Source organism: Citrobacter sp. On2M, from assembly GCF_018035235.1.
In the GTDB taxonomy this organism is placed as follows: domain Bacteria; phylum Pseudomonadota; class Gammaproteobacteria; order Enterobacterales; family Enterobacteriaceae; genus Citrobacter; species Citrobacter meridianamericanus.
The window spans coordinates 564,169-575,765 of record NZ_WPCV01000002.1; the positions used below are offsets into that span (position 1 = coordinate 564,169).

The 11,597-nt window shown below is 54.9% G+C and carries 11 protein-coding genes; 7 read left to right on the top strand and 4 right to left on the bottom strand.

Annotation, left to right across the window (positions count from 1 at the left end; all coding sequences use genetic code 11):
• Positions 1 to 71 precede the first annotated feature (71 nt).
• The 4 genes from fhuA to fhuB are packed head-to-tail and all read left to right on the top strand — an operon-like array spanning position 72 to position 6,034.
• The gene (gene fhuA / locus On2M_RS04850; protein WP_151216781.1) at positions 72 to 2,321 is read left to right on the top strand and encodes a ferrichrome porin FhuA; all 2,250 of its coding nucleotides are present in this window, start codon (positions 72 to 74) and stop codon (positions 2,319 to 2,321) included.
• Between the two features lie 46 nt (positions 2,322 to 2,367).
• Complete coding sequence (gene fhuC / locus On2M_RS04855) at positions 2,368 to 3,165, top strand: Fe3+-hydroxamate ABC transporter ATP-binding protein FhuC (RefSeq protein ID WP_187253752.1); 798 nt, start codon at positions 2,368 to 2,370, stop codon at positions 3,163 to 3,165.
• Positions 3,165 to 4,055 (top strand): Fe(3+)-hydroxamate ABC transporter substrate-binding protein FhuD, encoded by an 891-nt coding sequence (fhuD, locus tag On2M_RS04860; protein ID WP_151216783.1) that lies wholly within the window; start codon positions 3,165 to 3,167, stop codon positions 4,053 to 4,055. The genes fhuC and fhuD overlap by 1 nt, the downstream gene beginning before the upstream one ends.
• Entirely contained in the window at positions 4,052 to 6,034 is a 1,983-nt protein-coding gene (gene fhuB / locus On2M_RS04865) for a Fe(3+)-hydroxamate ABC transporter permease FhuB (RefSeq protein WP_210904459.1), read from the top strand. The genes fhuD and fhuB overlap by 4 nt, the downstream gene beginning before the upstream one ends.
• Positions 6,035 to 6,070: 36 nt before the next feature.
• On the opposite strand, the gene hemL is transcribed toward fhuB, so the two are convergent.
• Positions 6,071 to 7,351: a glutamate-1-semialdehyde 2,1-aminomutase gene (hemL, locus tag On2M_RS04870; RefSeq protein WP_151216785.1), complete on the bottom strand. Its 1,281-nt coding sequence runs from the start codon at positions 7,349 to 7,351 to the stop codon at positions 6,071 to 6,073.
• Positions 7,352 to 7,519: 168 nt separating this feature from the next.
• Between hemL and clcA the strand changes: the two genes are divergently transcribed.
• Genes clcA through erpA form a run of 3 tightly spaced genes read left to right on the top strand, consistent with a single transcriptional unit; the run spans position 7,520 to position 9,367 of the window.
• Positions 7,520 to 8,941, top strand: coding sequence for a H(+)/Cl(-) exchange transporter ClcA (gene clcA / locus On2M_RS04875; protein ID WP_151224580.1), 1,422 nt, complete (start codon positions 7,520 to 7,522; stop codon positions 8,939 to 8,941).
• A gap of 23 nt (positions 8,942 to 8,964) precedes the next feature.
• The gene (gene yadW / locus On2M_RS04880) at positions 8,965 to 9,030 is read left to right on the top strand and encodes a small protein YadW (RefSeq protein ID WP_122973801.1); all 66 of its coding nucleotides are present in this window, start codon (positions 8,965 to 8,967) and stop codon (positions 9,028 to 9,030) included.
• Positions 9,023 to 9,367: an iron-sulfur cluster insertion protein ErpA gene (gene erpA / locus On2M_RS04885; RefSeq protein ID WP_003018581.1), complete on the top strand. Its 345-nt coding sequence runs from the start codon at positions 9,023 to 9,025 to the stop codon at positions 9,365 to 9,367. Before yadW ends, erpA begins: the two co-directional genes overlap by 8 nt.
• Before the next feature lie 43 nt (positions 9,368 to 9,410).
• Here the strand turns inward: erpA and On2M_RS04890 are convergent, their stop codons facing one another.
• From On2M_RS04890 to mtnN, 3 genes are read right to left on the bottom strand one after another with little or no spacing between them, the layout of a single operon-like run.
• Positions 9,411 to 10,034 (bottom strand): TRIC cation channel family protein, encoded by a 624-nt coding sequence (locus tag On2M_RS04890; RefSeq protein WP_151216786.1) that lies wholly within the window; start codon positions 10,032 to 10,034, stop codon positions 9,411 to 9,413.
• 35 nt (positions 10,035 to 10,069) lie between these two features.
• Positions 10,070 to 10,870, bottom strand: coding sequence for a vitamin B12 ABC transporter substrate-binding protein BtuF (gene btuF / locus On2M_RS04895; protein ID WP_210904460.1), 801 nt, complete (start codon positions 10,868 to 10,870; stop codon positions 10,070 to 10,072).
• Positions 10,863 to 11,561, bottom strand: a complete 699-nt coding sequence (gene mtnN / locus On2M_RS04900) for a 5'-methylthioadenosine/S-adenosylhomocysteine nucleosidase (RefSeq protein ID WP_123268747.1) — start codon at positions 11,559 to 11,561, stop codon at positions 10,863 to 10,865. Before mtnN ends, btuF begins: the two co-directional genes overlap by 8 nt.
• Positions 11,562 to 11,597 lie beyond the last annotated feature (36 nt).

Consider the following 11,597-nt stretch of genomic DNA (forward strand, 5'->3'; position numbering starts at 1 on the left):
GCCTATTATTCCCATCGTTATAATAATAATTCTCGTTTACGTTATCATTCACTTTCATCAGAGAAACACCAATGGCGCGTTTTAAAACTGCTAAGCCAAACTCATCGCTGCGTAAAATCGCAGTCGTGGTAGCCACAGCGGTTAGCGGCATGTCTGTCTATGCACAGGCGGCGGTTCAACCGAAAGAAGAAACCATCACTGTCACCGCAGCACCTGCCGTACAAGAAAGCGCATGGGGCCCCGCGGCGACGATTGCTGCTCGTCAGTCAGCGACGGCGACCAAAACCGACACACCGATTCAAAAAGTTCCTCAGTCTATTTCAGTGGTCACCGCCGAAGAGATGGCGTTGCATCAGCCGAAATCAGTTAAAGAGGCGCTCAGCTACACACCTGGTGTGGCAGTGGGTACTCGTGGCGCATCGAATACGTATGATTACCTGATCATCCGTGGCTTCGCTGCTGATGGCCAAAGTCAGAATAACTATCTGAATGGCCTGAAAATGCAGGGCAATTTCTACAATGATGCCGTGATCGACCCGTATATGTTGGAGCGTGCCGAAGTGATGCGCGGTCCGGTTTCCGTTCTCTACGGAAAAAGTAACCCAGGCGGTTTGTTGAACATGGTCAGCAAACGCCCGACCACAGAGCCGTTGAAAGAAATTCAGTTCAAGATGGGCACTGACAGCCTGTTCCAGACCGGTTTTGATTTCAGCGATGCGCTGGATGATGACGGCGTATACTCTTACCGCTTAACTGGCCTGGCGCGTTCCGCGAATGCCCAGCAACAGGGCGCAGAAGAACAACGCTATGCCATCGCGCCATCTTTCTCATGGCGTCCGGACGATAAGACAAACTTCACCTTCCTTTCCTACTTCCAGAACGAGCCGGAAACCGGTTATTACGGTTGGTTGCCGAAAGAAGGGACGGTGACTGAGCTGCCGAACGGCAAGCGTCTGCCTACCGATTTCAACGAAGGTGCGAACAACAATACCTATTCTCGTAACGAGAAGATGGTGGGCTACAGCTTCGACCACGAATTTAACGACACCTTTACCGTGCGTCAGAACCTGCGTTACGCGCAAAATAAAGTCTCGCAGAACAGCGTGTATGGCTACGGTATGTGCTCCGATCCACTCTATACCAAGGATCCGGCTAACAGTCCTTGCGCCAGCGTTCCTCAGGCCGACTGGAATCACACGCTGACTCGTCAGTATGTTATCGACAATGAGAAATTGCAGAACTTCTCCGTCGATACCCAGTTGCAAAGCAAGTTCGCGACTGCTGATGTGGATCACACGCTGCTGACCGGCGTTGACTTTATGCGTATGCGTAATGATATCAACTCCTGGTTTGGCTATGCGGGTTCTGTTGCGCCGTCCGATATCTATAACCTCGACCGTAGCGACTTCGATTTTGGCTCACACCCAGGCCCTTCAGGTCCTTACAAAGTGCTGAACAAACAGAAGCAGACCGGCTTGTATGTCCAGGATCAGGCGCAATGGGATAAGGTGTTGGTTACTCTGGGCGGCCGTTACGACTGGGCTAAACAGGACTCTCTGAACCGTGTTTCTGGCGTAACGGATTCCCGCGATGATAAGCAATTCACCTGGCGCGGTGGGGTTAACTATCTGTTCGACAACGGCGTAACCCCGTATTTCAGCTACAGCGAGTCGTTTGAACCAGCTTCCCAGACGGGGGCAAGCGGTAATATCTTTGCGCCGTCCAAAGGTAAGCAGTACGAAGCTGGCGTGAAGTACGTGCCGAACGATCGTCCAATCGTGATCACCGGTGCTGTCTATCAGTTGACCAAAACCAACAATCTGATGGCCGATCCGAACGGATCGTTCTGGTCAGTGGAAGGCGGTGAAATTCGTTCTCGCGGAGTGGAAATTGAAGCGAAAGCGGCGCTGTCTGCCAGTGTTAACGTTGTCGGCTCTTATACCTATACCGATGCGGAATACACCACCGACACCAACTACAAAGGCAATACGCCTGCGCAGGTGCCAAAACACATGGCATCGCTGTGGGGCGATTATACCCTTTATGACGGTGTGCTTTCCGGGCTGACGTTGGGTACGGGCGTTCGTTATACTGGCTCCAGCTATGGCGATCCGGCAAACTCCTTTAAAGTAGGGAGCTACACGCTGGTGGATGCGTTAGTTCGTTATGATCTGGCTCGTGTCGGCATGGCGGGCTCCAACGTGGCGTTGCATGTGAACAACCTGTTTGACCGCGAATACGTCGCCAGCTGTTTCAATACCTATGGCTGCTTCTGGGGCGCAGAACGCCAGGTCGTTGCAACCGCAACCTTCCGTTTCTAATTTCTTTTGGGCACGCTTTGCGTGCCCGTTTTACAAGTTGGCTGCTATGCAGGAAAACAGATCCCATCCCGACACCACCTTTGCGTTGCATAATGTCTCCTTTCGTGTGCCTGGCCGCACGCTTTTGCATCCTCTCTCTTTAACTTTTCCTGTGGGGAAAGTAACTGGCCTTATCGGCCACAACGGTTCCGGAAAATCGACGTTATTGAAAATGCTGGGGCGCCATCAGCCGCCGTCGGAAGGTGAAATTCTGCTCGACGAACAGCCGCTGGAGAACTGGAGCAGTAAAGCGTTTGCCCGTAAGGTCGCCTATCTGCCGCAACAGCTGCCGCAAGCGGAAGGAATGACGGTGCGGGAACTGGTGGCGATTGGGCGTTATCCGTGGCACGGGGCACTGGGACGTTTTGGTGTGGCTGACAGAGAGAAAGTAGAAGAAGCTATTTCGCTGGTCGGCTTAAAACCGCTGGCACATCGTCTGGTCGACAGCCTGTCCGGCGGGGAACGCCAGCGGGCGTGGATTGCGATGCTGGTGGCGCAGGACACCCGCTGCCTGCTGCTTGATGAACCGACTTCCGCGCTGGATATTGCCCATCAGGTTGATGTGCTTGCGCTGGTGCATCGCTTAAGTCAGCAGCGCGGGCTGACGGTGATTGCCGTACTGCATGATATCAACATGGCGGCTCGCTACTGCGATTATCTGGTGGCGCTGCGCGGTGGCGAAATGATTGCCCAAGGGTCGCCTGCTGAGCTGATGCGCAGTGAAACTCTGGAACAGATTTATGGTATCCCGATGGGCATTTTGCCACATCCGGCTGGTGCCGCACCCGTGAGTTTTGTCTATTAATGATTGAATTACATCATATTACCCGTCGGCGGCTGCTTGCGGCGATGGCGCTGTCGCCGCTGCTGTGGCGGATGAATACGGCACACGCTGCAGTGGTTGATACGCAACGCATTGTGGCGCTGGAATGGCTACCGGTAGAACTACTGCTGGCGCTGGGTATTACGCCGTATGGCATCGCGGATATCCCTAACTACAAGCTGTGGGTCAGTGAGCCCCCGTTGCCAGACTCGGTGATTGACGTTGGGCTACGCACGGAACCCAATCTCGAACTGCTGACCGAAATGAAACCCTCATTTCTGCTGTGGTCGGCAGGCTATGGTCCTTCTCCCGAAAAGCTGGCGCGAATTGCGCCTGGCCGGGGATTTAACTTCAGTGACGGTAAAAAGCCGCTGGCCGTTGCGCGACGATCGCTGCAGGAAATGGCGCAATTGTTCAATCTGCAAGCCTCTGCTGAACGCCATCTGACCGAGTACGATCGTTTTATCGCCAGCCTGAAACCGCGCTTTATTCAACGTGGTGCGCGTCCCGTGCTGCTGACATCCTTGCTTGATTCGCGACATATGCTGGTGTTTGGTCCGAACAGTCTGTTCCAGGACGTGCTGGACGAATATGCGATCCCCAACGCCTGGCAGGGCGAGACAAACTTTTGGGGCAGTACTGCCGTGAGTATTGACCGTCTGGCAGCCTTTCAGGATGCCGATGTTTTGTGCTTTGACCACGGCAACGATCAAGAGATGGCTGTGCTGATGTCTACGCCGTTGTGGCAGGCAATGCCGTTTGTCCGCAGCGGACGTTTTCAGCGTGTACCTGCCGTCTGGTTCTATGGCGCCACACTCTCGGCGATGCATTTTGCCCGCATTCTGGATAATGCGCTGGGAGGCAAAGCGTGAGTAAACGAATTGCGCTTTTCCCGCCCCTTCTGCTGGCGATTCTGTTTGTGGCTGCCTGCTGGTTGACCTGGATGAATTTTTCCGTTGCGTTGCCGCGCAGCCAGTGGCAGCAGGCTATCTGGTCACCAAACATCAATCTCATTGAGCAGATGGTTTTCCACTACAGTCTGCTGCCGAGGCTGGCGATTTCGCTGCTGGTCGGCGCCGGACTGGGGCTGGTTGGCGTCTTGTTTCAGCAGGTGCTGCGTAACCCGCTGGCAGAGCCAACCACGCTGGGCGTCGCGACCGGTGCGCAATTGGGCATTACCGTCACCACGCTATGGTCGATTCCTGGTGCCCTGACCACGCAATTTGCGGCGCTGGTGGGTGCATGTGTCGTTGGGGCGCTGGTGTTTGGCGTCGCCTGGGGCAAGCGTCTTTCCCCGGTGACGTTAATCCTTGCCGGGCTGGTGGTCAGCCTGTACTGCGGGGCGATTAACCAGTTGATGGTTATCTTCCATCACGATCAACTGCAAAGCATGTTTTTATGGAGCAGCGGTACGTTAACCCAAACCGACTGGAGCGGCGTACAACGCCTGTGGCCGCAGTTGCTGGGCGGCGTGATGCTGACGCTGCTGTTACTGCGCCCAATGACGCTGATGGGACTGGATGACGGCGTAGCGCGTAACCTCGGTCTGGCGTTATCGCTGGCGCGCCTGGCGGCCTTGTCGCTGGCGATTGTTCTCAGCGCATTGCTGGTTAACGCCGTCGGGATTATCGGTTTTATTGGCCTGTTTGCGCCGCTGCTGGCGAAAATGCTTGGCGCGCGGCGTTTGCTGTCGCGTCTGATGTTGGCTCCGCTGATTGGGGCATTAATCCTCTGGCTCTCTGACCAAATTATTCTGTGGCTGACCCGCGTATGGATGGAAGTTTCCACTGGTTCGGTGACGGCGCTGATTGGCGCGCCATTGTTGCTGTGGCTGTTGCCGCGCCTGAGGAGTATGAGCGCGCCGGATATGAATGCCGGCAACCGTATCGCCGCTGAGCGTCAGAATATACTGATGTTTGCGCTGGCGGGTGGGGCGATATTGCTGCTGACCGTTATTGTGGCGCTCGCGTTTGGCCGTGATGCGCACGGCTGGACATGGGCCAGCGGCGCGATGCTGGATGAACTCATGCCCTGGCGCTGGCCACGTGTTCTGGCAGCGCTGATTGCCGGGGTGATGCTGGCGGTAGCTGGCTGTATTATTCAGCGTCTGACCGGAAACCCAATGGCCAGCCCGGAAGTATTAGGTATTAGCTCCGGGGCGGCATTTGGCGTGGTATTAATGTTATTTCTGGTCCCCGGAAATGCCTTTGGCTGGCTGATGCCGGCCGGGAGCCTCGGGGCGGCAGCCACCTTGCTTATCATTATGATTGCCGCCGGGCGCGGGGGCTTTTCGCCGCACCGCATGTTGCTGGCAGGGATGGCGCTCAGCACGGCGTTTACAATGCTGCTGATGATGCTGCAGGCCAGCGGCGATCCGCGGATGGCGGGGGTGCTAACCTGGATCTCCGGCTCAACCTATAACGCGAGTGGCGAACAGGTGCTGCGCACCGGGATTGTAATGGTTATCCTGCTGGCGATGACGCCACTGTGTCGTCGTTGGCTGACGATATTACCGCTGGGCGGCGATACGGCGCGGGCGGTGGGGATGGCGATCACGCCGTCGCGCGTAGGGTTACTGCTGTTGGCTGCGGGGCTGACGGCAACCGCAACCATGACGATTGGACCGTTGAGTTTTGTCGGGTTAATGGCGCCGCATATTGCTCGTATGATGGGCTTTCGCCGGGCGATGCCGCATATGCTGATTTCGGCGCTGGCGGGCGGCGTGTTGCTGGTCTTTGCTGACTGGTGTGGGCGAATGGTGCTGTTTCCGTATCAGATCCCGGCGGGGTTACTGTCGACGTTTATTGGCGCGCCGTACTTTATCTATCTGCTGAGAAAGCAGAGCCGGTAATGTAAACGCCTCGCCTTTACAGGCGAGGCGAATGGATCACAACTTTGCAAATACCCGACGCGCGGCGTCGATGGTGTTATTGATATCGTCTTCGCTGTGCGCCACGGACATAAAGCCCGCTTCGAAGGCGGACGGCGCCAGATAAACACCTTCATCCAACATCATATGGAAGAAACGCTTGAAGCGTTCAACATCGCACGCCATTACGTCCTGATAGCAGGTCACGGTTTCGGCATCGGTGAAGAAAATCCCGAACATCCCACCCACATGGTTAACCACCAGCGGAATGTTTGCTTCCTCGGCGGCTTCCAGTAGACCTTCCGCCAGACGTGTCGTCAGTTCGTTCAGCGTTTCATGAATACCCGGTTGGGCTACTTCGGTCAGACAGGCAAAACCTGCCGCCATCGCAATCGGGTTACCGGAAAGCGTACCCGCCTGGTAAACTGGTCCGGTCGGTGCCAGTGCGTCCATCACATCGCGACGGCCGCCGAATGCGCCAACGGGCATGCCGCCACCGATGATTTTACCCAGGCAGGTGAGATCCGGCACGACACCGTAATAATCCTGCGCACCGGCCAGCGCTACGCGGAAACCGGTCATCACTTCATCGATAATCAACAGCGCACCGAACTCATCGCACAGTGCACGCAGGCCCGGCAGGAATTCCGGCAGCGGCGGGATACAGTTCATGTTGCCTGCGACTGGCTCAACGATGATGCAGGCGATCTCCTGCGGATATTGTTCAAATGCTGCACGTACTGAAACGAGATCGTTATAAGTGCAGGTCAGGGTGTGTTTCGCGAAATCAGCCGGAACGCCTGGAGAATTCGGCTGACCCAGCGTTAACGCGCCGGAACCGGCTTTGACCAGCAGGCAATCGGCATGACCGTGGTAGCAGCCTTCAAATTTGATGATCTTATCGCGGCCGGTGAAACCGCGCGCCAGGCGGATGGCGCTCATTGTCGCTTCCGTACCGGAGTTCACCATACGCACCATGTCCATGGTCGGCACGAGTTCAGTGACCAGCTCCGCCATTTTCACTTCCATCTCGGTTGGTGCGCCGAAGCTTAAACCGCGCTCTGCGGCTTCAATCACCGCATTACGGATTGCCGGATGGTTATGACCCAGTACCATCGGTCCCCAGGATCCGACGTAATCGATATAGGCTTTACCATCGACATCGTACAGATACGCGCCGTCGGCTTTTTCAATAAACAACGGAGTGCCACCCACGCCGGTAAAGGCACGAACGGGGGAGTTAACACCGCCGGGGATAAGTTCGCGTGCTGCGTTGTAGAGGTTTTCAGACTTACTCATGGATGGGGTCCTGGTTCGTAGAAAAAGTGAATGCGGGCTATTCTAGTTATTCAGCGAAGGTTATGAAAGTTTTACGCATTTGAAACAATGCGATTTGCAGGGGATTTTCGTGAAATGTGCGAGTAGAATGCCGATTTCGTATTTGTATTACCAATTAATGATCATCTGATGAAGACAGACACTCCCTCTTTTGAAGCACAGCAAATTGTGCGTTTACGCCGTAGGGATCAAATCCGTCGACTCCTGGAACGAGACAAAACGCCGTTGGCGATCCTGTTGATGGCAGCGGTAGTTGGTACCGTAACAGGGTTGGTTGGCGTGGCATTTGAGAAAGCGGTGACTTGGGTACAGAATCAACGCATTGGCGCGCTGGTTCAGGTTGCCGACCATGCCGTTCTGGTGTGGCCTCTGGCGTTTATTCTCTCTGCATTGCTGGCGATGGTCGGCTACTTTCTGGTGCGTAAATTTGCCCCGGAAGCGGGCGGCTCAGGGATACCAGAGATTGAAGGCGCGCTGGAAGAGCTGCGGCCTGTGCGCTGGTGGCGCGTACTGCCGGTGAAATTTTTCGGCGGTATGGGTACGCTGGGTGCCGGTATGGTGCTCGGACGTGAAGGACCGACCGTACAGATTGGCGGTAATATTGGGCGCATGGTGCTGGATATTTTCCGCATGCGCAGCGCTGAGGCGCGGCATACTCTGCTGGCGACCGGCGCGGCTGCGGGGCTTTCGGCGGCGTTTAACGCTCCGCTGGCGGGGATCCTGTTCATTATTGAAGAGATGCGCCCGCAGTTTCGCTATAGCCTTGTGTCGATCAAAGCCGTGTTTACCGGCGTCATCATGTCGAGCATTGTGTTTCGTGTTTTCAACGGCGAGGCCCCGCTCATTGAGGTTGGTAAACTCTCCAATGCGCCAGTGAACACGCTGTGGTTGTATCTGGTCCTGGGGATTATTTTTGGCTGTGTCGGACCGTTGTTCAACACCATGGTGTTGCGGACTCAGGATATGTTCCAGCGTTTCCACGGCGGCGATCTCAAAAAATGGGTGCTGATGGGCGGTGCGATCGGCGGTCTGTGCGGGATCCTTGGCTTAATTACGCCTGAAGCGGCTGGTGGCGGGTTTAACCTGATACCTATCGCTGCGGCAGGGAATTTCAGCGTTGGTTTACTGCTGTTTATCTTTATTGCCCGCGTCATTACCACGTTGCTGTGCTTCTCGTCCGGCGCGCCAGGCGGGATATTTGCCCCGATGTTGGCATTAGGCACGTTACTTGGCACCGCGTTCGGTATGGCGGCAGCGGCCTCGTTTCCCCATTATCATCTGGAGGCCGGAACCTTTGCCATTGCCGGTATGGGGGCATTGTTGGCGGCCTCGGTGCGCGCGCCGTTAACGGGCATTATACTGGTACTGGAAATGACCGATAACTATCAGCTCATTTTGCCAATGATTATTACCTGTCTTGGCGCAACACTATTAGCCCAATTTATGGGCGGGAAGCCGCTATACTCGACAATCCTTGCCCGTACGCTGGCGAAACAGGAAGCGGAGCAGGCGGCAAAAAGCCAGAGTGCCGCCACGGGCGAGAATACTTGAACGAAATACCAGGGTATTAGATAATGGCCCAAAATATTGGGTTGAAATTTACCCAATTGCCGATGTCGTTTGGAGCAAAATATGAGTGATGACGTAGCGCTGCCACTGCAATTTACTGAAGCAGCAGCCAATAAAGTAAAAAGCCTGATCGCTGACGAAGATAACCCGAATCTGAAATTACGCGTGTATATCACTGGCGGTGGTTGCAGCGGTTTCCAGTACGGTTTCACCTTTGACGATCAGGTAAACGATGGTGATATGACCATTGAGAAACAAGGTGTTGGTCTGGTCGTTGACCCAATGAGCCTGCAATATCTGGTGGGCGGCGCGGTTGACTATACCGAAGGCCTGGAAGGTTCCCGCTTCGTTGTGACTAACCCGAATGCGAAAAGCACCTGCGGGTGTGGTTCTTCTTTCAGCATTTAAGTATGCGAGAATGAAAAAGCCGTGTTAATGACACGGCTTTTTGCTATCTGCTGTTATCATCCAGCGCAAACGTGGGTAATTTCAAATGCCAGCGAATAGCGGCGAGCCGAATTAGCAGGGTGACAACCATTCCCATCATACTGGCGTTTTCCAGCGAAACATTAAAAGTATAAAACGCCGTCGCATGCACGATCCCGCCGATAATACACGCGGTGGCGTAGATTTCGGTGCGCAAAATCATCGGAACTTCACGTGCTAACACGTCGCGAATGATCCCGCCGCCGACGCCGGTAATCACTCCCATACAAATCGCCACTAACGGCCCGGTTCCGGCGAGAAACGCTTTATTTACACCAATACCTACAAACACCGCCAGGCCAACGGCATCGAGTACCGGAAGGATCCACTTAGGTATTCGTCTGGGCTGGCGTACCAGTACGATCGTCAGCATGCTGGTGATCATCGCCACGACCAGATCGGTCGGATCCTTAACCCAAAAAACTGGCCCATTATCCAGCGCCATATCGCGGATTGTACCGCCGCCAACGGCGGTAACCACGCCAAGCACCAGGACACCAAACGGGTCCATACGTAATTTTCCGGCCAGTAATACGCCAGAGATAGCAAATACCGCAGTGCCTACAATATCAAGCCAATAGACGAGCATTGTCGAATCCCCACTGATAGCCCGACAGGCAGGCTCTATTTCACTTGTGAAAGCGCATTACAGAGTTGTTTTGCGGCGAGGATAATACGCGGGCTCGCGCGTTCGAACCAGTCACTATTCAGCGTAATAACGGGAATTTTTAGCTGGTTTCCCCAGTATTGCTCAATTTTCAGAGTTTCGCCCGGACCTCCGGTTGCAACAATTGCCTGAGGGGCGCGTGCCAGGACCTGCTCGCGACTAACCTGTGGCCAGGGAACCCGGCTGCCGGCAAAGATGTTTTCTCCGCCGCATACCTCAAGAACCTCGTGCTGAATGGAGCCTTTTCCACTGGTAAACAGAGGATTTGCGCCAAACTGGAGAAACACCCGTTTTTTGGGTTTGTTGCCATACTGAGATTTTAGTAAAGCATAATCATCAAGCAGGGTTTGCGCCGCCTGTTTGGCCTGCTCAGGATTAGGGCTCCACGCTGCCAGCTGGCGGAGCGCATCAGCGACTTGCTCAATGGTAACGGCATCCACCCAGATGACCTTAATTCCCAGGGCGGTCAATTGATTCACCTGGCGTTCAGCATTGCCCCCGCGCCAGGCGACGACTAAATCCGGTTTGAGCGCCACAATGCGTTCAAGATTCATGCCTTGCCAGGTTGATACCTCTTCGATATTTTTCGCTTCGGGCGGATAGTTCGAGTAGCTGCTGACGCCTACGGGCGTAATGCCAGCGGCAAAGGCAAGTTCGGTATTGGCAGGAGAAAGCGTCACAACACGCGGCGCGGCGTAAAGGAACGCCGGGAGAGTGAAAAGCAGGGCGACCAGCGCCCTGGAGAATGATTTAGCCATGCGCCAGTTTCTGCACCAGCGTTTCAACCATCAGGCTTGACTGTTTGGCGGCAACCACCAGGAACTCGTCAAAGCTAAGGTGGGACTGCTGATCGGCGACGTCAGAGATGGCGCGAACCACGACAAACGGCACGTTAAAGTTGTGGCAAACGTGCGCAATTGCAGTGGCTTCCATTTCTACTGCAATGGCCTGCGGGAAGTTATGCTGAATTTTTGCCAGACCAACAGAACCGTTAATGAAGGCGTCACCGCTGACGATAAGACCACGAACGGCGTTCAGGTTGAGTTCTGCGATGCAGGATTCCGCCGCAGCGATAAGTGCGGGATCGGCTTTAAAACCTGCCGGGCAACCCGGGAGCTGACCAAATTCATAGCCAAAGGCGGTGACGTCAGCGTCGTGATAACGCGCTTCGTCAGAAACCACAATATCACCAACTTTCAGCGTAGAGGCCAGGCCGCCCGCGGAACCGGTATTAATGATGGCATCTGGTTTGCAGCGTTCGAGCAGTAGCGTTGCGCCCAGCGCCGCAGCCACTTTACCGATACCCGATTTCAGTAGCGCAACCTCAGTACCGTTCAGTTGGCCGGTATAAATTTCACAACCGCCGAGAGCGATGGTCTGACGGTTTTCGATTTTGTCACGCAGCAGCGTAACTTCTTCTTCCATTGCACCAATGATGCCGATTTTCATAGATTTACTCGCGATAAGCCAGATTTGAGGGCATAG